Below are 26,464 nucleotides of genomic sequence, written 5' to 3' on the forward strand. Positions count from 1 at the left end.
GTCGATTTGGAGACTGCTTGCGTGGCCACCACCAGGAAGATGTTGCGCCGTTACACGACCACCGCTCTGGCCGACGGGATCAAGCGGGCGCGCGGGCGCATGATCTCCCCGCTGCAACGGGCGCTTGGGCATGTCGAAAGCGTGTTCATCGACCACGCCTGTTTCCGGCTGGTCTATTCGAACACCCACCGCATCTCCCCCAACATGTACCGGGCGAGCCAGCCCTCGCCCTCGCACATCCGCGAGGCGGCGCGGCACGGCGTGAAGACCATCCTGAACCTGCGCGGCAGCCGCGACTGCGCCTCCTACATCCTGGAGGCCGAGGCCTGCCGGGCGGCCGGGCTGACTCTGGTGGACTTTCCCGTCAACTCCCGCGACATGCCCAAGAAGGAGACGCTGCTGAAGGCCCGCGACCTGTTCGCGAGCATGCAGTACCCGGCGCTTCTGCACTGCAAGTCGGGGGCGGACCGCGCCGGATTCATGTCGGCGCTCTACCTCTTCATCCATGAAGGGGTGCCGCTGGAGCGGGCGACCAAGCAACTCCACTGGAAGTACGGCCACTTCAAGCAGGCGAAGACCGGCATCCTCGACTATTTCTTCGAGCTGTACGCCGCCTACAACGAGAAGCGCCCGATCGCCTTCTGGGACTGGGTGGAGCGCGTCTACGACCCGGTGGAGGCCAAGGCCAGCTTCCGCTCCCGCGAGTGGGCCGACACGGTGGTCGACCGGGTTCTCGGGCGGGAGTGAAGCGGACGACGCGTCCGCACCAGAAGCATTGCCAACACCCGCAACGCACCTCGATTCGCCGGCTCGCGTTCCAGCAGGGCGCGATAGAGCGGCTCCGTCTCCGCACGGTTGCCGAATTTGTGCAGGCGGATCGCCTCATCAGGGGCTGTTTCCATGACGCGCGACCATCGACGGGATCGGCCTCTGCGCCGTTCGCCGACCTTGGACGCGTACCGAGGCAATCCAGGAACGCGCTTCGTGCGTCCGGCCGTCGTCTGAACGCTTTGTCATAAATGGATGGATGGATTATCAACCGATTATTGCGTGATATGATACAGTCTGGTCGAGCGAGATGCCCGCAACCGGTTACCTCAGAAATGGTCTGCGATATGCCTCGGTACGTTCGGACCGGACACGCCTCCTTGATCAACCGCCTTCCTCACGCGATCCGGCACAAGGGTACGACTGAACGCCGGCCGATCCGATGACCTCCACCCCGGAATTCACACGACAGCCGGCTTGGCATCGGACGTGGTGGATGCGACCGCAACGGGTTCGGGGCTGGCTCGTCCTTCTGGTGATGGCAATCGCGGTGCCGCTGGTCCTCTTTTCGGTGTTCCTGCTCATCCGCAACGTCGATGCACAGGCCCAGCAAACCGAACAGCTCGTGCTCGACCGAACGCGCCTGCTGGCCGAGGACGTGGAACGCGAGGTGAGCCGCCAGATCGCCGCCGCCGAGGTGCTGTCCACGTCGGAAAACCTGACGACGGGTGATATGGCCGCCTTCTACCGGCAAGCTGTCGGCGTGCGCGACCGGTTGGGCACCAACGTGGTTCTCCGCGATCCGCAAGGCCGCCAACGGGTCAACAGCCGGGTGCCCTGGGGCACGGAACTGCCGGGCAGCACCGTGCTCGAAGCCGACCAGCGGGTGATTGAGACGGGAAGGCCGCAGGTCACCGGGCTTTTCATCGGCGATGTGAGCCGGGAGCCGCTTCTGGCGGTGATCGCCCCGGTGATCCGCGACGGCCAGATCCGCTATCTGCTGAGCCTGAACATTCCCTGGGAGCGGCTTCAGTCCCTCGTGTCACCGGAGCGCATTCCGGCGGGCTGGCGGGCCGGGATGATCGACCAGGACGGCGTGGTCATCGCCCGCTCGCATTTGAGCGAGCAATTCGTTGGCAAACGGCTTCCCGCTTCGCTGTGGAATGGCATGCAGGGGACGCCGGATGGAATTCACCGCGCCGTCAATCTGGAGGGGGTGGAGGCGATCCAGGCCTACAGCCGGTCCCGGAGCTTCGGCTGGGTGGTCGCGACCAGCGTCTCCACAGCCCTGGTCGCGACGCCGGCACGCCACACCCTGCTGCTCTTCACCGGCGGCGGCGTTGTTCTTCTGCTGATCGGCATCGGGGCGGCGATTCTGTTTGGGCGGCGCCTCACACGCTCCGTCTCCCAGTTGGCGGGAGCGGCGGAAGCCCTGGGCGCCGGTCATCCCGTTCCATCGCCCGTCGGCGGCGTGTCCGAGATCGACGCGGTGGGCCGCGCCATCCGCAACGCCGCGGACCTCATCCGGCAGCGCGAGGCGGCGCTGGCGGAAAGCGAGGCCCGCCACAGGGCCATCGTGCAGACCGCGGTGGACGCCATGCTGGTGATCGACGAGACCGGAACGATCCAGAGCTTCAACCCGGCGGCGGAGCGCATCTTCGGCTATGAAGCCGGCGAAGCGGTCGGCCGGAACATTCGCATTCTGATGCCGGAGCCCTACCACTCCGCCCATGACGGCTATCTGCAAGCCTATCGGCGGACGGGCGAGAAGCGCATCATCGGTGTCGGGCGCGAGGTCGAAGGACGGCACAAGGACGGCTCGATCTTCCCGATCGAGCTGGCGGTCACCGAATGGACCGCCGGGGAGCGCCGGTACTTCACGGGCATCGTCCGCAACATCACCGAACGCCGCCGCACCGAGGACGCGCTGCGCGCCTCCAAGGCCGAGGCCGACCGCGCCAACGTCGCGAAGTCCAAGTTCCTCGCCGCCGCAAGCCATGATCTGCGGCAGCCGGTCCAGGCGATGATGCTGTTCCAATCGGCGCTGGCGGAGCGCCTGAACGGGCACCCCGCGGCACCGGTTGTCGACTCCATGGGCCAGGCCATGGACGGGCTGCGCATGCTGCTCGACAGCCTGCTCGACGTGTCCAAGCTGGATGCCGGGCTGATCGTGCCGCAATTGCAGGATCTGTTGATCGGCCCGATCATCGAACAGCTTGGCGCCGAGTACCATCCCCAGGCGGAGGCCAAGGGCCTGCGCCTGCGCGTGGTCCCTTGCACCCTGATGATCCGCAGCGACCCGGCCCTTCTGATGCGCATCCTGCGCAACCTCGTGGAAAACGCACTGCGCTACACGGAACGGGGCGGCCTGCTGATCGGTTGCCGGCGCCGGGGCGACCGCCTGCGCATCGAGGTGATGGACTCCGGCGTCGGCATCCCGTCCGACAAGCACGAGGAAATCTTCGAGGAGTTCTTCCAGGTCGGCAACCAGGAGCGGGACCGCAGCAAGGGGTTGGGCCTCGGTCTGGCGGTGGTGCGCCGCCTCTCCCGCCTGCTCGGACACAAGGTTCATCTGCGCTCGAAGCTCGGGATCGGGTCCGCCTTCTGCGTCGACGTGCCGCTGATCGCCCGTCACGCCACCCGCGCCGAACCGGCGGAAGCCCGGCTGGTGACGAGCGACGGGCGTGGCATGATCCTGGTGATCGACGACGAGCCGCTGATCCGCCTCGGCCTGCAGGCGATGCTGGAGGGCTGGGGCTACCGGGTGCTGACGGCGGGCTCCATCGAGGACGCGGTCCGGCACGTCGAGAGTGGGGAATGGCCGAGCGCGATCCTGGCCGATTACCGGCTGCGCGATGGGAAAACCGGCTTGGACGCCATCCGGGCGGTGTGCGAGCGGTTGAGGGCGCCGGTGCCGGCGACGATCATCACCGGCGACACCGCCCCGGAGCGGTTGGCAGAAGCCCGTGCGGGCGGCCACACCCTGCTGCACAAACCCATCGCCGCCCACGAGCTGCGCAACGCCGTGGTGGAGATGGTGGCCGCGGCGGATTGAGCCCGGTTCGCATTTGCCCGATCAGGGCGCTAGCAGGGCGGCCTCGCCGTCCTCGCCGAACTGGAGCTTGCACAGGCGGGCGTAGGTGCCGTTCTGCGCGATCAGGGCGTCGTGGGTGCCCTGCTCCAGGATGCGCCCGCCCTCCATCACGACGATCCGGTCGGCGTTGCGCACGGTGGCCAGCCGGTGGGCGATGACCAGCGTCGTGCGCCCCTGGGTCAGCCGCTCCAGCGCGCCTTGCACCAGCCGCTCGGACTCGCTGTCCAGCGCGCTCGTCGCCTCGTCCAGCAGCAGGATCGGCGCATCCTTCAGGAAGGCGCGGGCAAGCGCGAGGCGCTGGCGCTCGCCACCCGACAGCTTCACGCCGCGGTCGCCGATCACCGTGTCGTAGCCTTCCGGCAGCCGGGCAACGAAGTCGTGCGCGGCGGCGGCCTTCGCGGCGGCCACGATGTCGTCGAAGGGGGCGTCCAGCCGCCCGAAGGCGATGTTGGCGCGCACCGTGTCGTTGAACAGGACCGTGTCCTGGCTGACCAGCGAGATCACGCCGCGCAGGCTCTTCAGGGTCACCGCCCGCACGTCCTGCCCGTCGATCATCACCTGCCCGCCGGTCGCGTCGTAGAGGCGCGGGATCAGGTTGAACACGGTGGACTTGCCGGCGCCGCTGCGCCCGACCAGGGCGACCGTCGCCCCCGCCGGAACCTCCAGGTCGATGCCCTTCAGCGTCTCCATCCCCTCCTCGTAGGCGAAGCGGACGCCGCGCAAGGACACGGCGGCGCGCTCCACCGTCAGGGGCTTGGCGCCGGGCTGCTCGGTGATGGTCGGCTTCTCGTCCACCAGCTCGAAGATGCGCTGGGCGGCGGCCAGACCCTCCTGGAGCACGGCGTTCAGCGTGCCGATGGCCCGCACCGGCTGCGCCGCCATCAGGAGCGCGCCCACAAAGCCGGAGAAGGCGCCGACCGAGCCCTCGCCCATCGCCATGCGGTAGCCGGCGAAGGCGATCACCCCGGCCACAGCGGCGCCGCCCAGAACCTCCATCATCGGGTCGATGCGCGAGCGGGCGCGGGTCGCCTTCATGGTCAGGGCGAAGTTGTCCTCGAAGGCGCGGGCGGCACGGGCGCGCTCGTAATCCTCCAGCGAGTAGGTCTTGACCATGCGGGCGCCGGCCAGGCTTTCCGTCAGCAGGGCGGTCATGTCGCCCATCTGCGCCTGGGTGTCGCGCGACACGCGGCGCAGCCGCTTGCCGATGTTGACGATGGGAATGGCGGCGATCGGGTAGATCAGGAAGACGATCAGCGACAGCACCCAGTCGAGATAGAACATCGACCCGACGAGCGCGATCACCGTCAGGATGTCGCGCACCAGCCCAGTCAGGGTCCGCGACAGGGCGTTGCGGATCAGGTCGACGTCGCTGATAAAGCGGGAGGTCAGCGTGCCGGTGGGGGCGGCGTGAAGCTGGGCGGTGTCGGACCGCAGCAGATGGTCGAACATCGACAGGCGCACGTCGGTGATGATCCGCTGCACGATGTCGGTGGTCACCACCGTCTGGGAGTACATGGACAGCGCCTTGACCGCCGTGACCACGATGATCAGGAGCGGGATGACCAGCAGCATGCCCCGGTCCTGCTCGGAGAACATCGAATAGGCTTGGTCGATCAGCAGCGGATAGGCGCCGGTCGCCGCCGCCACCACGGCCATCAGCAGGAAGGACAGCATCAGCTTGCCGGTGTAGGGGCGCACCCATTCCCGCAGCATGCGGCCGACCAGCCGCTCCGTCGCCGCGTCGAGGCGCAGCCGTTCTCCGCTCTTCTTGCTCACGTGCACGTCTTCCTGTAGCGCAATCGCGATGGCTTAGCCGATGGCCCCGGTGCTTGTCCACCGGGCCTTACTTCACCGGACCTTGTCCGGCGGGCCTTGTCCACCGGAGCGGAACCGATCAAGCTTCCCTGACCGGGCGGATGGCACGATACCGACCGGAACGCGATCCACCCCGTGCAAAGGAGGCGCCATGGCAGCGGACGGCGGAAACGGACAGGGTCCCGGCAATCGCTACGGCCAGCACCACCATCGGCCGCGCATCGGTCTGGCGCTGGGTGCCGGGGTGGCCCGCGGCTGGGCGCACATCGGCGTCCTGCGGGCGCTGGCGCGCTACGGGATCGAGGCGGACATCGTCTGCGGCAGTTCGGTGGGGGCGCTGGTCGGCGGCCTCCATCTCGCCGGCAAGCTCGACGCGCTGGAGGAATGGACGCGCAGCCTGACCCGGATGAAGATCGTCGGCTATCTGGATCTGCGTCTTCGCCAGGGCGGCGGGCTGATCGGCGGGGACCGGCTGGTGGCGGAGATGCGCCATCATCTGGGCGACGTCCTGATCGAGGAGCTTCCCAACCCCTTCGCTGCGATCGCCACCGATCTGGTCACTGGGCACGAGGTGTGGATGCGCAACGGCCCGCTGGTGGACGCGTTGCGCGCCTCCTTCTCCCTGCCCGGCGTTTTCCCGCCGGTGCGGTTCGAGGGGCGCTGGATGGTCGACGGCGCCCTGGTCAACCCGGTGCCGGTGTCGGCCTGCCGGGCCCTGGGCGCCCAGATGGTGATCGCCGTCAATCTGGCCGCCGACATCATCGGCAAGTCGCGGCGCCCCGGTGCCGCCGTGCCGACCGCGGCGGGGTTCGACCTGCTGAAGCTGATCGACGAGGAGCAGGGACCGGACGGGGAGTCCAAGCCCCGCACCGGCTTCCGCGTGCCCATCGGCGCGCTGAGCCGCCGCATCTTCCGGCGCGACTACGAGGGGCCGAGCCTGTTCGGCGTCATGATCTCCTCGCTGGGCATCGTCACCGACCGCATCGCGCGGTCCCGTCTGGCGGGCGAGCCGCCAGACGTGCACATCACGCCGCGGCTGGGGCACATCGGCCTGTCGGAGTTCGACCGGGCGGATGACTGCATCCGCGAGGGGGAGGCGGCGGTCGAGCGCGTCCTCCCCGACCTTCAGGACGCGCTGAGAGTGTTCGGTTACGCGCCCCCGGTCTGAGCGGCCCGGGTCTGAGCGGCCCCGGTCTAAGCGAAATCAGGCGGTCAGGTCGACCGCGGCGCCGCGCCGGTCCTTCTCGCCGGACAACTGACGCTTCAGTTCCTCGGCGATCTGCTTTTCGACCGCGGCGCGCTTCTCCGCGGGCATGGACGCGAGGGACTCCTCGTCCAGCTTCATGCGGGCGAGAATCTGGTCCCGGATGCGTTGGGCGGGCGACTTCCGCGCCTCCTTGAGGAAGGCGTCGGTGGCGCTGACTCCGCCCGCCTCCTTCTCCGGTTCGGTCTTCTCATTCTGCGCCGTGAACTTGGCGACGACGCGGGAAACGTTGCTGATATAGTTGGAAATTTGCATGACGGTTTCTCGTGACCGATGGGCTGGAGATCCGACAAGCAAGTTTTGTGCAACCTTAAATATGCTTGGCAATCAACCGCATACGTGGGATCTCTGATGGAGTGGATGTGCCGGTCGGCAAAAATGACCGGCTCATGATCTGCCGGCTTCCGGTTCCGGCTCCCTCCTCTGAGACGACGCATGGACCCCATCACCACCGACCGCCTGATCCTGAGGCCCTTTCGGGAGGGGGACGCGCCCGACCTGCTCGCCTATCTGAGCCAACCCCGAGCAAGCTGCTTCCTCTCACTCAAACTGGACGACCTCGACGCGGCGGCCGCGGAGGTGGACGCGCGCAGCCGGAGTGATGAACACGTCGCCGTGTGCCTGCGCAGCACCGGCCGGGTGATCGGCGACCTGTTCCAAATGCCCGAACCGCCGGACACCCATTCGGTCGGCTGGAACTTCAACGCGGAGTTCGCGGGGGCGGGATATGCCGCAGAGGCCGCGCGCGCCCTCTTCGACCATCTCTTTACGGTGATGCAGGCCCGCCGCCTCTACGCCTATGTCGAGGAGACCAACGTCGCGTCGCAGCGCCTGTGCGAAAGGCTCGGCATGAGAAAGGAAGGGCTGTTCGTTGAGTTCATATCCTTCGAGACGGATGGCGACGGGCATCCGATCTTCGAGAACACGATGCAGTACGCCATCCTGCGCAAGGAATGGCGGGCCTGAAAAAGCGAAAGCGCGCCGCGCCTAGTCGGCGCGACGCGCTTGTCGTCCTTGGCAACGGATCGTGTCCGTCGCGTCCGGTCAGCGATCCAGAGCCGTGCCCAGCGCGGCGCCGCCCAGGCCACCGATGATGGCGCCACGCTTGCCGTCCACCGCGTAGCCGCCAGCGGCGCCAGCCGTGCCGCCCACCACGCCGCCGGTCGAACAGGCCGCGAGCGTCAACAGCGCAATGGCGGTCCCGATCAGGCGCAAACGAGACATGTCCAAACCCTCCTTGTGGTGCTTCTCGCCCCTGTAAACAGGCGAGAGGGCGATTTGCTTCCACGACATCGCGATTCCGTCGGGAATCCACCCTTGGATAAGGACGAAAGAGGGATATCAGGCCCGTTCGGGCACCGTTTCAGAACAGAACGCGGGTTCCGACGCGCAGCATCGTGCTGTCGGACGGATCTCCGCTGTAGGTCATGGTCCCCAGATCGGCGGTGACGCTGACCTTCGGCGACATGCGGAACCGCAGGCCCGTCGACCAGGCTTCCTGCGGGGCCTCGGCGCCGACCTGGCTGTGGGCCAGCCGCCCCATCACCGTCCAGCCCCGGACCGGCGTGCCCTGCTCCAGATAAAGCCCGGCGTTGAGCGTCCGCCGCGCCGCCCCGTCGTCGGGCAACTGCTCGCGGTAGCCGGCGCCGACCGTCACGCCGGGCAGCGTCACCTGCCCGCCGACCACCCAGGACCGGCGTGGCGTGGCGTGGTCCTTGGCGACGGCGGCCTTCCCCGCCCCGGCGGTGATGCGCAGCCGCGCCTTGCCCAGCCGGCCGTCGTGCCGCACCACGCCTTCCACCACATGGCGGGCGAGCGGGTCGGCCGCTCCCAGCTCCGTGCGCACGGGGGTGTAGCCGAGGCCGATGTTGAAACCGTGCAGGCGCGGCGAATAGTAGGTCGCCCGGGCGTCCGGTCCGCCGAAGGCGCCATCGTTCATGAAGACCGGGTCGGAAAACCACTGGTCGCGCACTGGCGTGGTCACCACCATCCGGCGCGACGCGCTTTCCGTCTGGCCGACCTCAAGAGCTCCCCACCCGCCAAGATCAATGGCTTTCTTGTCGAACCGGATCGGCATGGCGCCGCCGCCCGCCGCCGTACGGTCCAGGTCGGGCAGAGCTCCCGCCATGACTGTTGGGGATGACAGGACCAGGATCAGAGCTGCGAGGGGTGATGCCAAAATACGCCGTGTACGAAACATAAAATGCCCCTCGCCCGTTGCATTAACCCGGAAGGATTGTAGCCCGCTGCAATGCTGCATTGCGGGAGACATTTCTGTATTATTTTAGGAACATTGGGAAATTTTGGCCGCTGCGTTGCACTCGCGCCCAAGAATTGCCAAAATCGGATGACCGCGAAGGCGGCATCACCCCATCCCGGCGCGAGGACTATGGAGACGGCGAGCACCATCATCCTGATCGGGTCGTCGCTGCTGATCGTCAGCATCCTGACGAGCTACCTAGCGCTGCGGATCGGCACGCCGCTGCTGCTGATCTTCCTCGGCGTCGGGCTGTTCGCCGGGGTCGACGGCGTCGGCGGCATCAGCTTCAACGACGCGGACAGCGCCTTCCTGATCGGCTCCATCGCGCTCGCCGTGATCCTCTTCGAGAGCGGCCTCGACACCAAGCTGTCCAGCTACCGCGCCGCCGCATGGCCGGCGCTCAGCCTCGCCACCTTCGGGGTGGCCATCACGTCCGGGGTGATCGGCGTCGCCGCGCATGTCCTGCTGGGCTTGCCCTGGATCGAATCCTTCCTGGTCGGCGCCGCGGTCAGCTCCACCGACGCCGCGGCCGTATTCTTCCTGCTGCGGGTCGGCGGGATCACCATCCGCGACCGCGTGCGCTCGACGCTGGAGATCGAATCCGGCAGCAACGACCCGACCGCGATCCTGCTGACCGCCATGCTGGTGGAGGCGGCGCTGCACGGCTGGGGCACGCCGCTGGAACTGGCCGGCTTCCTGGTCAAGCAGATCGCCGGCGGAGCGGTGCTGGGCATGCTGGGTGGGGCCGGGCTGGCCGCCTTCATCAACAAGGCGCGCCTCGACCCCGGCCTGAACCCGGTGGTCACCCTGGCCTTCGCCCTGTTCCTGTTCGCCGGCACGAACGAGCTGGGGGGCAGCGGCTTCCTGGCCGTCTACGCCGCCGGTCTCGTTGCCGGCAACGTGAAGCTGCGCGGTGCGCTGGGACTGCGGCAGTTCCACTCGGGCCTGACCTGGCTCAGCCAGATCGTCATGTTCGTCATGCTGGGCCTGTTCGCCACCCCGCACGACTTCGGGGCCATCGCCCTGCCCGCCCTGGCCCTGGCCGTCCTGCTGATCCTGCTGGCGCGCCCGCTGGCGGTCTGGCTGTGCCTGCTGCCCTTCCGCTTCTCGGCCAACGAGAAGACCTTTATGGCCTGGGTCGGGCTGCGCGGCGCGGTGTCGATGCTGCTGGCGCTGGTCCCGATCCTCGGCGAGCTGCCGGGCGGACAGGTGATCTTCAACACGGCCTTCCTCGTGGTGATCGTGTCGCTGGCCGTGCAGGGCTGGACCATCGGCCCGATGGCCCGCTGGTTGAAGCTGATCGTCCCGCCGCGGCGCGGCCCGGTCGAGCGGTTCGAGTTGGAACTGCCCGGCGGGGCCGACCAGGAGATGGTCGCCTACACCGTCCATCCCAAGAGCCCCGCCGCCCGCGGCCAGCGCACGCCGCGCTTCGCCCGCCCCTCCCTGGTCGTCCGCGACGGGCGCGTGGTGCCGTTGCACAAGGCGCGGACGCTTCAGGCCGGGGACATGGTCTATCTGTTCACCCCGCCCAGCCAGTTGCCGCTGATCGACAAGCTGTTCGCCGAGAGCCGGCCGCTGGATCAGGACGACCGCGCCTTCTACGGCGATTTGGCGCTGAATCCCGACGCCACGGTCGAGCAGATCGCCGAGATGTATGGCCTGCCCCTGTCGCTGGCCAACGCCCAGCGCTCACTGCGCGACCTGCTGCGCAACGAGTTCGGCGGCGCCTGCGAGCTGGGCGACCGGATGCGGATGGGCGGCGTCGAGCTGATCGTCCGCGACATGCAGGACGGGCAGATCACCTCGGTCGGCCTCGCGCTGGAGCCGTCGGCGATGGACAAGCCCCGCGTGCCGCTGTTCCAGAATCCGGAACGGTTTTGGCGGACGATCGAAGCCTGGTGGTCGAAACGCTCCTTCCGCCGCTGGCAGCGCCGGGAAACCCGCCGCGGGCGCCTGCCCGCCTGTGCCATCGAGACACCCGCCCTGGCCGGGAAGGAACCGGAACGGCTGGACGGATGATCCACCTTCGGGCGTTCCCGCCGGATGCTCAGGCCATCGCGGGCTGCTGGGCGCGGACCATCGCCGCGAAGGCGTCCGGGGCGGCGGGGCGGCCGAACAGATACCCCTGGAGCAGGTCGCAGCCGACGGACACCAGAAAGTCCCGCTGCTCCTCCGTCTCGACCCCTTCGGCCACCGTGACGAGGCCGAGACCGTGCGCCATGCCGACCGCCGCGCGGACCAGCGCCCCATTCTTCAGGTTGTCCGGGATGTCCGCCATGAAGGCGCGGTCGATCTTCAGCTTCGACACCGGAAGCTGCTGCACGTAGCTGAGCGACGAATAGCCCGAGCCGAAATCGTCGATGGCCACCTGGACGTCGATGGCCTCCAGCTCCGTCAGGGTCTGCACGGCGGCTTTCAGGTCGCGCACCGCCGCCTGCTCGGTGATCTCCAGCCCCAGCCGCCCCCGCAACTCCGGATGGCGGCCCAACAGATCCTCAAGACGGGCGCTGAGGTTGCCGCGCAGGAACTGCGGGCCGGAAATGTTGATGAAGATCTGCTTGGGCAGAGTGCCCGCTTTCTCCCACACGGCCATCTGCTCGACGACCGCGGTCAGCACCCAGTCGGTGATGGGGACGATCAGGCCGCTTTCCTCGGCGACCGGAATGAATTCGCCGGGCGAAACCGGACCCAGCGTGTGCTGGTTCCAGCGCAACAGCGCCTCCGCCCCGACGATCCGGCCGGAGCGGGCCTCGACGATGGGCTGGTAGGCCATGTGCAGCTCGTTCCGCTCGATGGCGTGGGCGAGATGCATGGTCAGGAACATGCGCCGGGTCGCCGCCGCGGCCATCTCCGGGGTGTAGAAGCAGACGGCGTTGCCGCCGTTGTGCTGGGCGGCCTGAAGCGCCAGCTTGGCCTTGGCGTTCAGCTCCTCCAGCGTGCGGATGTCGGCGTCCTGCACCGCGGCGCCGATGGACAGGCGCAGCCGCACCCAGTGGCGGTCGGCGTAGATGGAGGCGGTCAGACGGTCGTGCAGCAGATCGGCCAGCGTCTCCGCCTGCTCCGCGCTCTCGACGCGGGACAGGGCGGCGAACTCGTCGGCGGCGATGCGGCAGACGTAAGTCTGCTGCGGCAGCACTTCCGTCACCCGGCTGACCATCGCCTTCAGCGCGGCGTCGCCGACATGGAAGCCGAACGCCTCGTTGATGTCGCTGAACTGGTCCACGTCGAGCGCGTAGAGCGCGAACAGCCCCCCTTCCTGGCCTGGAAAGGGCGTGGCCAGCACGGCCTCGCACTCCTCCAGGAAGGCCGTGCGGGTCAGGACGCCGGTCAGCGGGTCGTGCCGGGCGAGATAGGTCGCCCGCTGTTCCGCCGCCAACCGCTCGGAGATGTCGCGGATGATGCCGACGAACACGATCTCGCGCGCCAGGCGGGCCTGGCCGACGCTGAGATGAATCGGGAACACCGCGCCGTCCTTGCGCCGGCCCAGCGCGTCGCGCCCGATGCCGATGATCTTGGCCCGCTCCGTCTCCAGATAGCTGCCGATGTATTTGTCATGATCGCGGGAGAAGGGGGGCGGCATCAGGACGGAGACGTTCCGCCCGATCAACTCCTCCTCGTCGTAGCCGAACAGATCGCGGCAGGACCGGTTGACCGTCCGGATGATGCCGTGGCGGTCCGCCACCACCACCCCATCCACCGCCGCGTCGAGCAGCGTCGTCACGAAAGGGTCGCGGCGCAGGACGAAATCGGCGATGCGGGCCGGGTCGGCCACATCCTGGAACAGGCCGAGAAATCCCTGGACTCCGTCACCGGTGCGGTGGGGAAGGACGCTGCCGGTCAGCACGCCGCGTCCGCCGTCCGCCCGCTCGACCTCGCAATCCACCGGAGCGGCCTCACCAGTCTGGCCGGAGCGGTCCAGCGCCTGCACGACGGCGCGCGCCAGGGGATGATCGAACTCAGCCAGCGAACGCCCCGTCAAAGCGTCGGGTGACGTTCGCAATGCGACAGCGAAGACGGGGTTGGCGAACAGGCAGCACCGCCCGGCGTCGGCGTAGACCAACGCGAAGGAAGCCTGATGCATGAGGCTTTCGGCCAGCGACGCCAGAAACGCCGATGTGGTCGGCATTGCCGGTGTGGGCGGGCCGCCAGGCCCCTGATGCTCTGCCGGAGACACGTTGGACAAAACCGTACCCGCTCACCAAAACGCCCCCGAGGCCCGGTACGAGGCCCGATACCCAAGGGTGCACAGAAACCGAGTTGTCATTATGACGGCTTGCGGAGCATTTTCCAACAAATTGCGGCGAAATCACAACATCTGTTGCATCCAACCCTCCCCGAACCACAACCCGAGGCAGGAGAACGCCGTCGCGTTTCACCCGGAGGAACAGCGTCGGCAAGCGAAGCCAACCCTCCAGGATCTACGCCTTTTGATATACACCAGGACGGAGCGGGAGGCAACATGCCCCCCTTTACGCCGCTGCGGCGAGTTCCCGCACCCGCTGGGACAGTTTCTGGAAGGCACGCTCCTCGATCTGGCGGATGCGTTCACGGCTGACGCCATAGACGGCGGCCAGATCCTCCAGCGTCTTCGGCGACGGGCTGAGGCGGCGGGCGGTCAGGATGTCGCGCTCGCGATCCTTCAGAACCGCCATCGCGTCGCGCAGCAGGGCGCTGCGGTGCGTCGCCTCGTCGCGCTCCAGAAGGCTGTCCTCGGCGTTCGGGCGCTCGTCGGGCAGGAAGTCCTGCATTTCCGCGGTCCCCTCCCCGGCGGAGAGCGGCGCGTTCAGCGAGGCGACCGGCTGGACGAAGCGGCGGTTCACCGCCACCACGTCGCTTTCCGGAACGTCGAGTTCCTGGGCGATGCGGGACACGCTTTCCGGCTTCAGGTCGCCGTTGCCGAACTCGCCCAGCTTGCGTTTCAGGCGGGACAGGCCGAAGAAGAGCTTCTTCTGGGCGCCGGTGGTGCCCAGCTTCACGAGGCTCCAGGAGCGCAGGATGTATTCCTGGATGGACGCCTTGATCCACCACATCGCGTAGGTGGACAGGCGGAAACCACGGTCCGGTTCGAATTTGCGGACGGCGGTCATCAGGCCGATGTTGCCCTCGCCGACCAGATCGGTCATCGGCAGGCCGTAGCCGCGGAAGCCGGTGGCGATCTTGACGACCAGACGCAGATGGCTGGTCACCAGCTTGCGGGCCGCCTCCATGTCGCCATGCTGGCGCCATGCGGTGGCCAGCACATACTCCTCCTCCGCGCCCAGAACGGGGAAGCGGTGGACCTGTTCGATGTAACGGGACAGCGACTCGCCGGGAAAAGGCGTGGTCAGCGTCAATGCGGTGCTCATGTCACATCCTCTTGAAAGCGATATGACCCAATCCGCCGGCCCCCGTGATGGGCGGCCAGCAGCCCCCTTGCGAAGGCCGCTTATAGTTTACGCGGACGGCCCCTCAAGTCAACGCCATGCGGGCATGACTGTCGGCACCCCTGACGTCGCTGCATGGCCGCCCCTCTCCCATAAACGGGACGTAAACCACCTCGGCCTTAATCAGGTTGGCAAAATGCCGAACCACGAGAGGGCAGACTCCGATGGCCGACATCCTCGTCGTCGATGACGACCCGGTATCCCTCACCATCGTCACCAAGATCTTGGAGAAGGAAGGCAACACCGTGACCGGCTGCAGCAACGCGCGGGCGGCCATCGAAGCCTTGACCTTCCATGAATTCGACCTTCTGGTCACCGACCTCATCATGCCGGACCATGACGGGTTCGAGGTCATCCAAGCGGCCAGGAACCTTCGTTCGGGCCTGCGGATCATCGTCCTGTCCGGAATTGACGAGCGGGTGCCGCCGGAACTGACCATGCAGGCCCTGACCAAGCTGGGCGTCGCCCGGATGGTCCGAAAGCCGATCAAGCCGGCCGTGCTGGCCTCCGAGGTGCTGGCGGTGCTGATCGGCGGCTGATCGGCGTTGCTCCAGGCGGCGTATGGCTTCCTTGCGATTGCGTCGGAAGGGGGCTTGCCTCACCCTGCCCTCGCAGACCCGCCTCTCCGCCCAGGGAAGCCCGCATGACACGCATGGCGCTCACCGCCCTCCTGTCCGCCAGCCTGTTCACGGGTGCGCTGACTTTTGCCGGACCTGCTGAGGCGGAGGCGCCGGCCTTTGGGTCGCCGGTCGATTGCCGGGTCGGGGAGACCTGCTTCATCCAGAATTACGTCGACGAGGACTCCGGCCCCGGCTGGCGCGACCATGCCTGCGGGCGGCTCAGCTATGACGGCCACGACGGCACGGACTTCCGCCTGCCCGACTACACGGCGATGGACAAGGGCGTCGCCGTGCTGGCCGCGGCCGCGGGCACCGTCCTGAGGGTGCGCGACGGCATGGAGGATGTGAACGTCAACGTGATCGGGCGCGACACGGTGATGAAGGTCGGGGGTGGAAACCTCGTCATCATTGAGCATGGCGACGGCTGGCAGACGGTTTACCTGCACATGAAACGCGGCAGCGTCGCGGTGACCCCCGGCCAGCGGGTGGAGGCCGGGCAACGGCTGGGCGAGGTCGGGCTGTCGGGGCTGACCGAGTTCCCCCATCTGCATTTCGGCGTGCGCCACAACGGGGCGGTCGTTGACCCCTTCGTCGGCCAGCAGCCCTTCACCGCCTGCGGCCAGACCATGGCGCCGCTGTGGAACGCCGCCACGGCCAAGGCGCTGGCCTACCGGCCGACCGCCGGCCTCAGCGCCGGCTTCGCCACCAGCCGGGTTCCGGAGGCTGAGCCGGCCCGCCACGGCGAGTTTGCCGGGGAGGAACTGACGGCGGACTCGCCCCTGCTGGTTCTGTGGTCCGACATCATGGGCGTCCGCGACGGCGACACCCAGCGTATCCGCATCCTCGACGGCGATGGGCGCACCCTGTTCGACAACAGCAAGGGCATCACCGGGGACAAGGCCGCGTGGTTTTCCTATCAGGGGTTGAAGCGCCCGGCCTCGGGATGGCCGAAGGGACCCTACAAGGGCATCGTGACCCTGGCCCGCGACGGCAAGACGGTGGTCACGCTGGAGCGCCGCCTGGACGTTCGCTGACGCCCCGCCGTCCGATCATCGGGCCGATCCCGACGTCATGCGGTCGGGGACGCCTTGGGTCAGCAACGTGGTCAGCCAGCGGAAGTTCGGCGCGCTTTCGGCCTGGAGAGCGCTCTGGACCACCTGCATGGCCTCCTCGGCGTTGGGCGCCCGCATGTCAGGCGTGTGGCCTTCGGCAGTCTGGCCGTCCGATGCCTTGTCCGCACCGCTCTGCGCGAAGACGCTGACGGCGCCGACGCCCAGCCGGTGGGCGATCGCCGAACTCCCCGTGACCGGCCCCGCCGCGGTGGAGGTCATCAGTCCGGAGGCGCCGTCGTCCACACCGCCGACACCGTTCAACTGCTCCAGCATCGCGGCGAACTGGCCGGCGAGTTCCCCCGCCTGCCGGGGCGCGCCCGTGCCTTTGCGCTCCAGAAGCTCTTCAGCCCGGATGCGCATCAACTGGGAAGCGTCGGCGTTTGCCGGTATCGACATGGTGCGTGGACCCTGCGGCGTTCGGCTGCCGGATCAGGGCAAGCAAGCGACGGGCCATCATCGGAATGGGCCGACGGCCGGTCGGTTCGGTTCCCCTGCCGCCCGGGTGCCCGGCAAAAATTTCCGCCCCACCCGGCAAGAATGACCGTCCGACCGGCAAGAATGACCCTGCGGAGCCTTGCCGCCGGTCAGTCCCGGAAGTTCAGATACTGCAGGGGCTGCTCGATCTTCAGCCCGCGCACCAGGGCGATGGCGTCCTGGAGGTCGTCGCGCTTCTTTCCGGTGACGCGCAGTTCATCGCCCTGGATGGAGACCTGGACCTTCATCTTGGCGTCCTTGATCGCCTTGACGATGGTCTTGCCGAGGTCCTGGGCGATGCCCTGCTTGACCGTGACGACTTGGCGCAGCGCGTCGCCGGCCGCCCGCTCCGGCGGCTTGGAATAGTCGAGCGCGCCGGCGTCCAGCTTGCGCCGGGTGACGTAGACCCGCAGCAGCTCCTGCATCTGCTCCAGTTTGGGACCGTCATCGGCCAGCAGGGTGATGTCGTTCTCGGTGCGCTCCACGGTGCAGCGCGAGCCCTTGAAGTCGAAGCGGGTCTCGATCTCGCGGCGCATGCCGTTCAGCGCGTTGTCGATTTCGTGAATGTCGGTCTTGGACACGATGTCGAAGGACGGCATGGGACTCTCTTTGCTCAAGCGGGGTGATTCGCGGAACCGTAGACGAGGCCGCACCCCGCCTTCAAGGGCCTGCACGAAGGCCGTGACGGAAAACGGCCTGTCGGGAATCAGGTCGGCTGGCCGGGGTGCTGGAACTCGATCCCCGGATTGCCGCCCGGTCCGCCGTTGCCGGGGGCGTTCTCGTAGGGCTTGTCCGGCATCTTCGGCTGCGGCTGCGCGTAGAAACGCGGCTCCCGGTCGTCCCAGGACCGCTCAAAGGGCAGCCGCATCATCGGGTTGGTGCCGTTGCGCTGGGCCTCGCGCTGGGCTTCCTGCAACTGCTCCGCCATGCGGCGATCCCAAGGCAGGCGGTAGAGGTTGGGCGCCTGCTCCCAAAGGAGGGTGAGGTAGATGGCTTCGTTCTCCACCAGCGTGGCGCTCAGCACCTTCGCCTCGCGGACGTTGGCCCCCATCCATTCCAGCGTGACCGGCTTCGCGCGGCCCAGCAGCGCCGCCGGTGCGGCGTAGGCCGCCGGCAGCAGCAGGGCGAACAGCAGCAGGATCACCACGCGCGCCATCCGGCTGCGCGTCCAGCGCAAGGCCGACAGGACGAGCAGCAGGGTGACGACGGCGACGAAGCCGAAGATGACGGTCAGGCTTTCCATGGCGCACTCTCGATCCGACGGGTCAATTCTTCGCCGAACGCAGCGGCTTGAACACGGCGTTCAGGGACCCCGGCACCAGCTCGCCCCGTTCGGTCAGGTTGAAGCGGAACGCGGTGATCTCCTGCCCTTCGTGGTCCAGCCGGACGCGCGTTGCGGCTACAGTGGCGGCCCCCGATTCATGCTCCGCCTTGACGCGGGCGACCACCCGGACCCAGATGGGAAAGACATTCTCCAGATTGCGGAACATGTGCACGTTGACCGTGTATTCTCCTGGAGGAATGCCGCGGGAATAGGAGGTTTCGAAATTGATTTCCGTGGGATCGGCGTAGGCCCCCAGATCGTCGCGCAGCAGGTTGAAGATCAGCCCCGACTTGTTCGAGTAGCCGACCGGCACGTCGCCCGGTGCCTGCACCCACAGATCGACGTCGCTGCGCAGCTTGTCGTCCCAGCGCGCCTCGATGATGACGTTTCCCGGCGGTTCCATGCCCGCCGCGGCGGACGACGAAGACTCGTTCTGCTGATTGGCCTCGGTCTTCTTGGCCTCGTTGATGAAGGGTACCGCCAGCACCGCGCAGGCCACGAAGCCGCACAGCAGCAGCGTCAGCAGGTCGCGCGCGACGAGCACACCGGTTTGGTCCTCGCCCAGGAAGTCGTTCATGGTGTGGCCTCACCGCCCAGGGCGCCGTAGGGGGCCGTTTGCGGCGTGGCGAAGTCCGGCGCCCCCGTCGTCCGCGGAGCCAGCCGCGAGCGGGCGTGGGCCTCGTCCATGATCAGGGCACACAGCGACGCCGTGGCCCCGCGCAAGAGTTGAAGGTTGCAGGTGGTCCACAAGCACAGCGCACCGCCCAGCATGGTGGCATAGATCGCGACGCCCAAACCGCTGGCCAGCGTCGTCACCATGGCGCCGGCCGAGGCGGCGTTGCCCACCATGTCGGGCGTGATGTTCGCGGCGAACAGGCTGAAGCCCCAGGCGGTGCCGATCAGGCCGAGCATGCCCAGCGCGTTGGCGATGTGCTGAAGGTGCGAGATCCGGGAGAACAGGCGGATTTCCAGGGCGCGCTCGCTCTCGACCTTCATCAGCCGTCCGCCGCCGAGCTTGGCCTTGTCCAACTCACCACCGATCTTCCACACCCGATAAGCCGACATCACCAGCCCGACGAGGAAGACAATCCCGATGATCGCGGTCGCCACGGCGATGTGCCCGGTCAAGACCCGGTCCAACCACCCCTGTACATAGAGGACGAAGACGAACGCCGAGATCGTCAAATTGAAGGCAACGAATTTCGCCTTGAGGAGCCACTGTTCTTCCATGGTTTTGACCCTGTGACGGTTGCGTGTGTCTCCGGATCGTCATGTTCAGGCGGCAGTGGCGCATAACGGCGGCGCCGCGGAAAGCCGGGCGGCGATGGCGGGATCGGGAGAGCGGAAGACGAATGTGCGGCGGCATGCGCTGGCGGCACCAGCGCCGTTGGTCTGGGCGCTGGCGGCAGGACGGCTCCGTGTCGGCCATCGGTTCATCGGCGCACCTTCGCCGGAATTGCGCGACGACGGAGCCATTCAGGAGTCATCCGTCACCTCATGAACCCCGGCCCAGGCCAAGAGTTCCCGACACCCGGCGACGGACCTACCGGGTTGACGCGCGACACGGCGGGGGAAAAGCGCCCGCGACGGGAGAGAGGAAGTGAGCGACCCGCGGCGTTACGCCCCGGCAACCATCCTTACGGAATTGGCCCTTTACGCCACGCCCTTTTCCTTCAGGAAGGGGCCATACTTCTTGTCGGTACCCTGGATGTGCTTGATGAGCCAGTTCTTCAGGAAGTTCATCACCTCCATGCTCAGCGTGGCGGTGGCGCCGGCGTGATACTTGCGCTGCACCTCCAGCACCTGATTGGCCAGCGCATCGTGCTCCGCCTTGTGGGCGTCGCGGTCCGGATAGCCGAGGCGGGCGAAATGCTCCTCCTCATGGGTGAAGTGCGACTTGGTGTAGGCGACGAGGCTGTCGAGGATGCCGCCCAGCGCCTCCTTGCTGCGCCCCGCCTGAACGGCGTCGAACAGCTCGTTGACCAGGGCGACCAGTTGCTTGTGCTCCTCGTCGAACTGCTTGATCCCGACGCTCAGCTTGTCGTTCCACACCATCAGCGGCATTTCGTTCCGTCCCCTCGCGCTGGGCCTCACATGACCGGCCGGGGAAAACCCCAGGCCGCGAAAGGGTAACGTCTTCGCGTGGACGCTTCAACGGTCGGCAACGCAACGCCCGGAACCAATCCGACGGGCGGCTGTTCGTCAGACGTTTCCAGAACAAAGGAACATTCCATGAACGCGAAACGCGACAGCAATGGCGAGAAGCAGCCCCCTCGCGCAGAGGCCCCGAATCCGGAGAGCAACCCGAAAACGACGCCCGCCGGGGGAACCGACCACTCGAACCGCGAGAAGGACCCGGACGACTGGACGACGGGTGACGAGCCGATGACCGGGGCGCAGGCCTCCTACCTGAAGACGCTCAGCGAGGAGGCCGGCGAAGGCTTCGATGGAGATTTGACGAAGGCCGAAGCCTCCAAACGCATCGACGCCCTTCAGGACAAGACCGGCCGCGGCACCTGACGGGAGACGCCGCGGCCCCAGGCCCAGATGCTCAGGCCCTCAGGCCATCTCCTCCGCGAAATGGCAGGCGACCAGCCGTTCGTCTACGGGGCGCAGCGCCGGCACCTCCGCGGCACAGCGCTCCGTGGCGTGGGGGCAGCGCTTGTGGAAGGGGCAGCCCGGCGGCGGGTTCAGCGGCGAGGGCAACTCGCCCTTGGGGATCACCCGCTCCGCCCGCAGCGCCGGATTCACCCGCGGCGTGGCGGCCATCAGAATGCGGGTGTAGGGGTGGCGCGGGCGGCTGTAGACCACGTCCTTCGGCCCGTGCTCCACCGGACGGCCCAGATACATCACCATGACCGCGTCGGCGATGTGCCGGACCACGCTGAGGTCGTGGGAGATGAACAGGTAGGCGAGGTTCAGCTCCTCCTGAAGATCCATCATCAGGTTCAGCACCTGCGCCTGGATCGACACGTCGAGCGCCGACACCGGCTCGTCCGCCACGACCACCCGCGGGTTCAGCATCAGCGCACGCGCGATGGCGATGCGCTGGCGCTGGCCGCCGGAGAACATGTGCGGGTAGCGGTCGACCTGATCGGGGCGCAGACCGACCTTCGCCATCATGGCGACGGCCCGCTCCCGCCGCTCCTGCTTGCCCATCGGGGTGTTGATGACCAGCGGCTCCGACAGGATCGAGCCCACGGTCTTGCGCGGGTTCAGCGATCCGTAGGGGTTCTGGAACACCATCTGGACGGTGCGCCGCAGTTCCTTCATCTCCGACGCGGTGCGCCCGACCACGTCGCGCCCGTCGTAGAGAAGCTGGCCCGAGGACGGCGGCTCAATCATCGTGACGGAGCGTGCCAGCGTCGACTTGCCGCAGCCGGATTCGCCGACCACGGCCAGCGTCTTTCCGGCTTCGAGCTGGAAGGACACGCCGTCCAGCGCCTTGACGGTGGCCGCCGGCTTGAAAGCGCCGCGCTTCACCGCATAGTGCTTGCGCAGGTGGATGGCTTCCAGGACCACCGGACCGGTGGCCGGCATGACGTCGGTGAGGATGTCGGTCATCACAGAACCTCCCCGGCGCCGACCGGAGCATCGGGACTCAAATTGTCGGATAGCGGATAGAAACAACGCGCCTTGCCGGCGTCCACGTCGAACAGGGCCGGCCGCTCGATGCGGCAGCGGTCGGTGGCGAAGCGGCAGCGCGGGTTGAACAGGCAACCCTGCGGCCGGTCGCCGATGCCCGGCACCACGCCGGGAATCGTCGGCAGCCGGCGCTTGCCGAGCGCCCGCTCCGGCAGTGCGTCGAGCAGCGCGCCGGTGTAGGGGTGGCGCGGCGCCTTGAACAGGGCGTCCACCGGGCGCGTCTCGGCGACCTGACCGGCGTACATGACGACCACCCGCTGCGCCGTCTCCGCCACCACGCCCATGTCGTGGGTGATGAGGATCAGGGCCATGCCCCGCTCCTTCTGGAGGCGGACCAGCAGGTCGAGGATCTGCTTCTGGATGGTCACGTCCAGCGCTGTCGTCGGCTCGTCCGCGACCAGCAGGCGCGGGTTGCAGGCGATGGCGATGGCGATCATCACGCGCTGGTTCATGCCGCCGGAGAGCTGGTGCGGGAAGGCCGACAGGCGGCTTTCCGGGGCCGGGATGCCGACCTGCTCCAGCAGCTCGATGGCGCGGTTGCGCAGCGCCTTGCCGGACAGCCCCTCATGCACCTTCAGCGTCTCCATGATCTGGAAACCGACGGTGAAGCAGGGGTTCAGGCTGGTCATCGGCTCCTGGAAGACCATGGCCACGTCCTTGCCGGTGATCTTCCGGCGCTGCGACGGGCTCATCGCCAGCAGGTCCTTGCCGCCGAACTGCATGCGGTCGGCGATCACCGTGCCGTTGGAGCCGAGCAGGCCCATCACGGCGAGCGAGGTCACGGACTTGCCGGACCCGGACTCGCCGACGATGCCCACCACCTCGCCCTCGTCCACGGTGAGGTCGATCCCGTCCACCGCGCGGAAGGTGCCGGCGCGCGTGGTGAACTCGACGGACAGGTTCTTGATGTCGAGAAGAGGCATGGCAGGCATCAGCGTTTCAGCTTGGGGTCGAGCGCGTCGCGCAGCCCGTCGCCCAGCAGGTTGAAGGCCAGCACCGTCACCAGGATGGCCACACCGGGCCAGGTGACGACCCAGGGGGCGCGCTGGAGGAACTGGAGGGAGGAAGCCAGCATGGTGCCCCATTCCGGCGTCGGCGGCTGCGCGCCCAGGCCGAGGAAGCCCAGCGCCGCGGCATCCAGGATCGCCGTGGAGAAGCCGAGCGTCGCCTGGACGATCAGCGGCGCCACGCAGTTCGGCAGGATCACCACCAGCATCAGCCGCAGCGGCCCGGCTCCCGCCACGCGGGAGGCGACGACGTAGTCCTTGTTCGTCTCCGCCATCACGGCGGCACGGGTCAGGCGGGCGTAGTGCGGGATGACCACGATGGACACGGCCAGCATGGCGTTGACCAGCCCCGGCCCGAGGATCGCCGCCACCACCACGGCCAGCAGCAGGCTGGGCAGCGACAGCAGGATGTCCATAAAGCGCATGACCAGCGCGTCGGTGACGCCGCCGAAGAAGCCGGCGACCATGCCCAGCGCGAGACCGACCGCCAGCGACAGCGTGACGACGATCAGGCCGATCATCATCGACAGCCGAGCGCCGAAGATCAGGCGGGACAGCATGTCGCGCCCGATGTCGTCGGTGCCGAGGAGGAAGGCCCAGCGCCCGCCCTCCTGCCAGACCGGCGGCACCAGGATGGCGTCACGGTACTGGATGTTGGGATCGTGCGGCGCCACCAGCTCGGCGAACAGCGCGACCACCGCGATCAGCAGGATCACGGCGAGGCCGGCCATGGCCCCCTTGTTCTGCCGGAAATGGTACCAGAACTCGACCAGCGGGTGCGGCGGCTGGGAAACCGGCGGGGAGGCGGCCGGAAGAGTCTCCGGAAGGCCCGTCGTCGTAGGAGTCGTCATGGCTCACCTCACCGCGAATGGCGGATGCGCGGGTTCAGGACGCCGTAGAGAACGTCCACCAGCAGGTTCACGGTCATCACCGTCGTCGCGATCAGCAGTACCCCGCCCTGAAGCGCCGGATAATCGCGGCGGTTGATGCTCTCGATCAGCCACTTGCCCACGCCGGGCCAGGAGAAGATGGTCTCGGTCAGGATCGCGCCGCCCAGCAGCGTGCCCACCTGGAGACCGATCACGGTGACCACGGGGATCAGCGCGTTGCGCAGCGCGTGCAGGCCGATCACTCGCTTGCCCGCCAGCCCCTTGGCCTTGGCGGTGCGGATGTAGTCCTCGCCCAGCACCTCCAGCATGGCGGAGCGCGTCATGCGCGCCACGACGGCCAGCGGAACGGTGCCGAGAACGATCATCGGCAGGATGAGGTGGTGCAGCGCCGACCAGAAGGCGCCGTATTCGCCGGCCATCAGCGTGTCGATCAGCATGAAGCCGGTCACCGGCTCCACGTAATAGAGCAGGTCGAGCCGCCCGGACACCGGGGTCCAGCCAAGCCCCACCGAGAAGAACAGGATCAGCAGCAGGCCCCACCAGAAGATCGGCATGGAATAGCCCGTCAGGCTGATGCCCATCACGCCATGGTCGAAGACCGAGCCGCGCCGCACCGCCGCGATGATTCCCGCGGGCAGGCCGACCACGGTGGCGAACAGCATGGCAAGCGCCGCCAGTTCCAGCGTCGCCGGGAACAGCGTCACGAATTCGCTGAACACCGAATTGCGCGTCACCAGCGACACGCCGAGGTCGCCCTGGAGGACGCCGCCGATGTAATCGAGGAACTGCTGCCACAGGGGCCGGTCCAGCCCCAGCTCGTGCCGCAGTTCGAGAAGCCGTTCGGGGGGGATTCCGCGCTCGCCGACGCGCACCTCGATGGGGTCGCCGGGGACAAGGCGGATCAGAAGGAAGGTCAGGAAGGTGACGCCGAGAAAGGTCGGAATCACCAGGCTCACCCGCGTCAGGATGAAGCGTAGCATCGGATCGTCACCGGGGGCTCGAAACGAAAGCAAGGGGGCCGCGGCCCCCTTTTTACCTCTGCATCCGCAAAGGGAAGCCGGGGGTTTAATGCCCCGGCGACCGCTTTGTAAAGCCGCTTGCTACGCTGAGTTTATTGTTTCAAATCGACGCCGTAGAAACGATGGATGCCGAACGGGTCCATCTTGTAATCGACCACATTCTTGCTCAGCGCCATGTGCACGACCGAGTGCGCGACGGTCAGCCACGGGGCCTCTTCCTTGAAGATGACCTGCGCCTGCTCGTACAGCTTGGTGCGGGCGGCGATGTCGGTGGTGCGCTTGGCCTGGAGGACGAGGTCGTCGAACTCCTTGTAGCACCACTTGGCGATGTTCGACCCGCCCGGACGCGCGGCCTCGCAGCCGAGCAGGACGTGCAGGAAGTTGTCGGGGTCGCCGTTGTCGCCGGTCCAGCCCAGCATGCCCATCTGGTGCTCGCCGGCCTGGAGGCGCTTGCGGTACTCGCCCCACTCGTACTGCACGACCTTGGCCTTGATGCCGACCTTGGCGAGGTCAGCCTGCATCATCTCGGCCATGCGCTTGGCGTTGGGGTTGTACGGGCGCTGCACCGGCATGGCCCACAGGTCGGTCTCGAAGCCGTCCGGGAAGCCGGCCTCGGCCAGCAGCTTCTTCGCGCGCTCCGGATCGTAGGGGTAGTCCTCGATCTCCTTGTTGTACGACCACATGGTCGGCGGGATCGGGTTCTTCGCCGGGACGCCGGCGCCCTGGTACACCGCGTCGACCACGGCCTTCTTGTCGATGGCCATGTTCAGCGCGCGGCGGACGCGCACGTCGTCGAAGGGCTTCTTTGTAACGTTGAAGGACAGATAGCCGACGTTCAGGCCTTCCTGCTCCATCAGATTGATGGCGGTGTCCTTCTTCATCGCTTCCAGATCGGCCGGGTTCGGGTACGGCACGATGTGGCACTCGCCGGCCTTCAGCTTGGCGTAGCGGACGGCGGCGTCGGGCGTGATGGCGAAGACGAGGTTGTCGAGCGGCGCCTTGCCGCCCCAATACGGCTCGAACGCCTTGTAACGGATGACGGCGTCCTTCTGGTAGGCGACGAACTGGAACGGGCCGGTGCCGATCGGCGCCTGATCGATCTTGTCGATCTGGTTCTTCTTCTGAAGGGAGTCGGCGTATTCGGCGGACTGGATGGCCGCGAAGGGCATCGCCAGATTGGCGATGAAGGGCGCCTCGACCTTGTTCAGCGTGAACTTGACCGTGTAGTCGTCGACCTTCTCGATCGACTTCAGCAGGTCCGGCATCGCCATGTCGTTGAAGTAGTCATAGGCGCCGCCGGACACCTTGTGGAAGGGATGATCCTTCTTCCACTGACGATTGAACGACCACAGCACGTCGTCCGCGTTGGCGTCGCGGGTCGGCTTGAAATCGTTGTTGCTGTGCCACTTCGCGCCCTTGCGCAGGTGGAACGTGTAGGTCAGCCCGTCCTCCGACACGTCCCACGTCTCGGCGAGGCCGGGGACGACCTTGGTGCCGCCGCGCTCGAACTGCACGAGATTGTTGTACACGGGCAGCGAGACGTCGAAGCTCGTTCCGGTCGTGTTGACCATCGGGTTGAAGTTTTCGGGGCTGCCCTCGGAGCAATAGACGAGGGTCTTGGCGGCCTGGGCCGGCGCAGCAAGCGCCAAGGTGGCGGCAACGCCGAGCCCGGCACCCAGCAGGATGCGCTTCATTCCTAACAACCTCCCGTGTTCGGTCGAATGGCCGCCCGTTCTTTTCGGCGGCCGG

At 67.4% G+C, this 26,464-nt stretch carries 25 protein-coding genes; 8 read left to right on the top strand and 17 right to left on the bottom strand.

Features of this window, described 5'->3' with window-relative positions; all coding sequences use genetic code 11:
- The first annotated feature begins 21 nt into the window (after positions 1-21).
- Together FHW79_RS09665 and FHW79_RS09670 are read left to right on the top strand one after the other, a co-directional pair.
- Positions 22-747 (top strand): sulfur transferase domain-containing protein, encoded by a 726-nt coding sequence (locus FHW79_RS09665; RefSeq protein ID WP_348984098.1) that lies wholly within the window; start codon positions 22-24, stop codon positions 745-747.
- Between the two features lie 517 nt (positions 748-1,264).
- Positions 1,265-3,823: a PAS domain S-box protein gene (locus FHW79_RS09670; RefSeq protein ID WP_247884250.1), complete on the top strand. Its 2,559-nt coding sequence runs from the start codon at positions 1,265-1,267 to the stop codon at positions 3,821-3,823.
- Between the two features lie 21 nt (positions 3,824-3,844).
- Here the strand turns inward: FHW79_RS09670 and FHW79_RS09675 are convergent, their stop codons facing one another.
- On the bottom strand, positions 3,845-5,638 hold the full coding sequence (locus FHW79_RS09675) for an ABC transporter ATP-binding protein (protein ID WP_183178708.1): 1,794 nt from the start codon (positions 5,636-5,638) through the stop codon (positions 3,845-3,847).
- A 190-nt stretch (positions 5,639-5,828) separates the two neighbouring features.
- Between FHW79_RS09675 and FHW79_RS09680 the strand changes: the two genes are divergently transcribed.
- A complete protein-coding gene (locus FHW79_RS09680; protein ID WP_183178709.1) occupies positions 5,829-6,845 on the top strand; it encodes a patatin-like phospholipase family protein in 1,017 nt (338 codons plus the stop codon).
- A gap of 36 nt (positions 6,846-6,881) precedes the next feature.
- On the opposite strand, the gene FHW79_RS09685 is transcribed toward FHW79_RS09680, so the two are convergent.
- Positions 6,882-7,196 (bottom strand): hypothetical protein, encoded by a 315-nt coding sequence (locus FHW79_RS09685; protein WP_183178710.1) that lies wholly within the window; start codon positions 7,194-7,196, stop codon positions 6,882-6,884.
- Between the two features lie 180 nt (positions 7,197-7,376).
- Between FHW79_RS09685 and FHW79_RS09690 the strand changes: the two genes are divergently transcribed.
- Positions 7,377-7,907 carry a GNAT family protein gene (locus tag FHW79_RS09690; protein WP_183178711.1) on the top strand — a complete coding sequence of 177 codons (531 nt, stop codon included), beginning with the start codon at positions 7,377-7,379 and terminating at the stop codon, positions 7,905-7,907.
- 78 nt (positions 7,908-7,985) lie between these two features.
- Here the strand turns inward: FHW79_RS09690 and FHW79_RS09695 are convergent, their stop codons facing one another.
- Together FHW79_RS09695 and FHW79_RS09700 are read right to left on the bottom strand one after the other, a co-directional pair.
- Positions 7,986-8,165: a hypothetical protein gene (locus FHW79_RS09695; RefSeq protein ID WP_014198692.1), complete on the bottom strand. Its 180-nt coding sequence runs from the start codon at positions 8,163-8,165 to the stop codon at positions 7,986-7,988.
- A 139-nt stretch (positions 8,166-8,304) separates the two neighbouring features.
- Entirely contained in the window at positions 8,305-9,069 is a 765-nt protein-coding gene (locus FHW79_RS09700) for a porin (protein WP_247884251.1), read from the bottom strand.
- A gap of 261 nt (positions 9,070-9,330) precedes the next feature.
- Here FHW79_RS09700 and FHW79_RS09705 point away from each other — a divergent pair, with 261 nt between their 5' ends.
- Positions 9,331-11,220, top strand: coding sequence for a potassium/proton antiporter (locus FHW79_RS09705; RefSeq protein WP_183178713.1), 1,890 nt, complete (start codon positions 9,331-9,333; stop codon positions 11,218-11,220).
- Between the two features lie 28 nt (positions 11,221-11,248).
- Here the strand turns inward: FHW79_RS09705 and FHW79_RS09710 are convergent, their stop codons facing one another.
- Both FHW79_RS09710 and rpoH read right to left on the bottom strand, forming a co-directional pair.
- Positions 11,249-13,282, bottom strand: a complete 2,034-nt coding sequence (locus tag FHW79_RS09710; protein WP_247884252.1) for a bifunctional diguanylate cyclase/phosphodiesterase — start codon at positions 13,280-13,282, stop codon at positions 11,249-11,251.
- A gap of 388 nt (positions 13,283-13,670) precedes the next feature.
- Positions 13,671-14,546 carry an RNA polymerase sigma factor RpoH gene (gene rpoH / locus FHW79_RS09715; RefSeq protein WP_183178715.1) on the bottom strand — a complete coding sequence of 292 codons (876 nt, stop codon included), beginning with the start codon at positions 14,544-14,546 and terminating at the stop codon, positions 13,671-13,673.
- 242 nt (positions 14,547-14,788) lie between these two features.
- Between rpoH and FHW79_RS09720 the strand changes: the two genes are divergently transcribed.
- Both FHW79_RS09720 and FHW79_RS09725 read left to right on the top strand, forming a co-directional pair.
- Positions 14,789-15,163, top strand: a complete 375-nt coding sequence (locus FHW79_RS09720; protein WP_183178716.1) for a response regulator — start codon at positions 14,789-14,791, stop codon at positions 15,161-15,163.
- A gap of 104 nt (positions 15,164-15,267) precedes the next feature.
- Positions 15,268-16,278: a M23 family metallopeptidase gene (locus tag FHW79_RS09725; protein ID WP_183178717.1), complete on the top strand. Its 1,011-nt coding sequence runs from the start codon at positions 15,268-15,270 to the stop codon at positions 16,276-16,278.
- 15 nt (positions 16,279-16,293) lie between these two features.
- On the opposite strand, the gene FHW79_RS09730 is transcribed toward FHW79_RS09725, so the two are convergent.
- The 6 genes from FHW79_RS09730 to FHW79_RS09755 form a co-directional block, all read right to left on the bottom strand.
- Positions 16,294-16,752 (bottom strand): hypothetical protein, encoded by a 459-nt coding sequence (locus FHW79_RS09730; RefSeq protein ID WP_183178718.1) that lies wholly within the window; start codon positions 16,750-16,752, stop codon positions 16,294-16,296.
- Positions 16,753-16,940: 188 nt separating this feature from the next.
- Entirely contained in the window at positions 16,941-17,429 is a 489-nt protein-coding gene (locus tag FHW79_RS09735; RefSeq protein WP_145672163.1) for a YajQ family cyclic di-GMP-binding protein, read from the bottom strand.
- 107 nt (positions 17,430-17,536) lie between these two features.
- Positions 17,537-18,073: a hypothetical protein gene (locus FHW79_RS09740; protein ID WP_014198683.1), complete on the bottom strand. Its 537-nt coding sequence runs from the start codon at positions 18,071-18,073 to the stop codon at positions 17,537-17,539.
- Positions 18,074-18,095: 22 nt separating this feature from the next.
- The gene (locus FHW79_RS09745; RefSeq protein ID WP_183178719.1) at positions 18,096-18,731 is read right to left on the bottom strand and encodes a hypothetical protein; all 636 of its coding nucleotides are present in this window, start codon (positions 18,729-18,731) and stop codon (positions 18,096-18,098) included.
- Positions 18,728-19,384 (bottom strand): MotA/TolQ/ExbB proton channel family protein, encoded by a 657-nt coding sequence (locus FHW79_RS09750; protein WP_183178720.1) that lies wholly within the window; start codon positions 19,382-19,384, stop codon positions 18,728-18,730. The genes FHW79_RS09745 and FHW79_RS09750 overlap by 4 nt, the downstream gene beginning before the upstream one ends.
- A 423-nt stretch (positions 19,385-19,807) precedes the next feature.
- The gene (locus FHW79_RS09755) at positions 19,808-20,218 is read right to left on the bottom strand and encodes a bacteriohemerythrin (RefSeq protein WP_183178721.1); all 411 of its coding nucleotides are present in this window, start codon (positions 20,216-20,218) and stop codon (positions 19,808-19,810) included.
- Positions 20,219-20,386: 168 nt separating this feature from the next.
- Here FHW79_RS09755 and FHW79_RS09760 point away from each other — a divergent pair, with 168 nt between their 5' ends.
- On the top strand, positions 20,387-20,674 hold the full coding sequence (locus FHW79_RS09760) for a DUF3072 domain-containing protein (protein WP_183178722.1): 288 nt from the start codon (positions 20,387-20,389) through the stop codon (positions 20,672-20,674).
- 39 nt (positions 20,675-20,713) lie between these two features.
- Here FHW79_RS09760 and FHW79_RS09765 read toward each other — a convergent pair whose 3' ends face one another.
- The 5 genes from FHW79_RS09765 to FHW79_RS09785 all read right to left on the bottom strand — a co-directional run bounded on the left by FHW79_RS09765 (position 20,714) and on the right by FHW79_RS09785 (position 26,409).
- Complete coding sequence (locus tag FHW79_RS09765; RefSeq protein ID WP_114860915.1) at positions 20,714-21,718, bottom strand: peptide ABC transporter ATP-binding protein; 1,005 nt, start codon at positions 21,716-21,718, stop codon at positions 20,714-20,716.
- Positions 21,718-22,722 (bottom strand): ABC transporter ATP-binding protein, encoded by a 1,005-nt coding sequence (locus FHW79_RS09770; protein ID WP_183178842.1) that lies wholly within the window; start codon positions 22,720-22,722, stop codon positions 21,718-21,720. Before FHW79_RS09770 ends, FHW79_RS09765 begins: the two co-directional genes overlap by 1 nt.
- A gap of 8 nt (positions 22,723-22,730) precedes the next feature.
- Positions 22,731-23,657 carry an ABC transporter permease subunit gene (locus FHW79_RS09775; RefSeq protein WP_183178723.1) on the bottom strand — a complete coding sequence of 309 codons (927 nt, stop codon included), beginning with the start codon at positions 23,655-23,657 and terminating at the stop codon, positions 22,731-22,733.
- Positions 23,658-23,665: 8 nt separating this feature from the next.
- The gene (locus FHW79_RS09780) at positions 23,666-24,676 is read right to left on the bottom strand and encodes an ABC transporter permease subunit (protein WP_183178724.1); all 1,011 of its coding nucleotides are present in this window, start codon (positions 24,674-24,676) and stop codon (positions 23,666-23,668) included.
- A 131-nt stretch (positions 24,677-24,807) separates the two neighbouring features.
- Complete coding sequence (locus FHW79_RS09785; protein ID WP_183178725.1) at positions 24,808-26,409, bottom strand: ABC transporter substrate-binding protein; 1,602 nt, start codon at positions 26,407-26,409, stop codon at positions 24,808-24,810.
- Positions 26,410-26,464 lie beyond the last annotated feature (55 nt).

Origin of the sequence: Azospirillum sp. OGB3 (assembly GCF_014192915.1) — a bacterium.
GTDB lineage: Bacteria > Pseudomonadota > Alphaproteobacteria > Azospirillales > Azospirillaceae > Azospirillum.

What these genes read in the sequence shown, in the direction of transcription:
- FHW79_RS09770 (WP_183178842.1), bottom strand. Translation starts at nt 22,722, where the DNA reads ATGCCTCTTCTCGACATCAAGAACCTGTCCGTCGAGTTCACCACGCGC.
- FHW79_RS09735 (WP_145672163.1), bottom strand. Translation starts at nt 17,429, where the DNA reads ATGCCGTCCTTCGACATCGTGTCCAAGACCGACATTCACGAAATCGAC.
- FHW79_RS09720 (WP_183178716.1), top strand. Translation starts at nt 14,789, where the DNA reads ATGGCCGACATCCTCGTCGTCGATGACGACCCGGTATCCCTCACCATC.
- FHW79_RS09780 (WP_183178724.1), bottom strand. Translation starts at nt 24,676, where the DNA reads ATGCTACGCTTCATCCTGACGCGGGTGAGCCTGGTGATTCCGACCTTT.
- FHW79_RS09700 (WP_247884251.1), bottom strand. Translation starts at nt 9,069, where the DNA reads ATGGCGGGAGCTCTGCCCGACCTGGACCGTACGGCGGCGGGCGGCGGC.
- FHW79_RS09750 (WP_183178720.1), bottom strand. Translation starts at nt 19,384, where the DNA reads ATGGAAGAACAGTGGCTCCTCAAGGCGAAATTCGTTGCCTTCAATTTG.
- FHW79_RS09690 (WP_183178711.1), top strand. Translation starts at nt 7,377, where the DNA reads ATGGACCCCATCACCACCGACCGCCTGATCCTGAGGCCCTTTCGGGAG.
- FHW79_RS09745 (WP_183178719.1), bottom strand. Translation starts at nt 18,731, where the DNA reads ATGAACGACTTCCTGGGCGAGGACCAAACCGGTGTGCTCGTCGCGCGC.
- FHW79_RS09710 (WP_247884252.1), bottom strand. Translation starts at nt 13,282, where the DNA reads ATGCATCAGGCTTCCTTCGCGTTGGTCTACGCCGACGCCGGGCGGTGC.
- FHW79_RS09685 (WP_183178710.1), bottom strand. Translation starts at nt 7,196, where the DNA reads ATGCAAATTTCCAACTATATCAGCAACGTTTCCCGCGTCGTCGCCAAG.
- FHW79_RS09705 (WP_183178713.1), top strand. Translation starts at nt 9,331, where the DNA reads ATGGAGACGGCGAGCACCATCATCCTGATCGGGTCGTCGCTGCTGATC.
- FHW79_RS09680 (WP_183178709.1), top strand. Translation starts at nt 5,829, where the DNA reads ATGGCAGCGGACGGCGGAAACGGACAGGGTCCCGGCAATCGCTACGGC.
- FHW79_RS09785 (WP_183178725.1), bottom strand. Translation starts at nt 26,409, where the DNA reads ATGAAGCGCATCCTGCTGGGTGCCGGGCTCGGCGTTGCCGCCACCTTG.
- FHW79_RS09670 (WP_247884250.1), top strand. Translation starts at nt 1,265, where the DNA reads ATGCGACCGCAACGGGTTCGGGGCTGGCTCGTCCTTCTGGTGATGGCA.
- rpoH (WP_183178715.1), bottom strand. Translation starts at nt 14,546, where the DNA reads ATGAGCACCGCATTGACGCTGACCACGCCTTTTCCCGGCGAGTCGCTG.
- FHW79_RS09760 (WP_183178722.1), top strand. Translation starts at nt 20,387, where the DNA reads ATGAACGCGAAACGCGACAGCAATGGCGAGAAGCAGCCCCCTCGCGCA.
- FHW79_RS09730 (WP_183178718.1), bottom strand. Translation starts at nt 16,752, where the DNA reads ATGTCGATACCGGCAAACGCCGACGCTTCCCAGTTGATGCGCATCCGG.
- FHW79_RS09755 (WP_183178721.1), bottom strand. Translation starts at nt 20,218, where the DNA reads ATGCCGCTGATGGTGTGGAACGACAAGCTGAGCGTCGGGATCAAGCAG.
- FHW79_RS09775 (WP_183178723.1), bottom strand. Translation starts at nt 23,657, where the DNA reads ATGACGACTCCTACGACGACGGGCCTTCCGGAGACTCTTCCGGCCGCC.
- FHW79_RS09765 (WP_114860915.1), bottom strand. Translation starts at nt 21,718, where the DNA reads ATGACCGACATCCTCACCGACGTCATGCCGGCCACCGGTCCGGTGGTC.
- FHW79_RS09740 (WP_014198683.1), bottom strand. Translation starts at nt 18,073, where the DNA reads ATGGAAAGCCTGACCGTCATCTTCGGCTTCGTCGCCGTCGTCACCCTG.
- FHW79_RS09725 (WP_183178717.1), top strand. Translation starts at nt 15,268, where the DNA reads ATGACACGCATGGCGCTCACCGCCCTCCTGTCCGCCAGCCTGTTCACG.
- FHW79_RS09695 (WP_014198692.1), bottom strand. Translation starts at nt 8,165, where the DNA reads ATGTCTCGTTTGCGCCTGATCGGGACCGCCATTGCGCTGTTGACGCTC.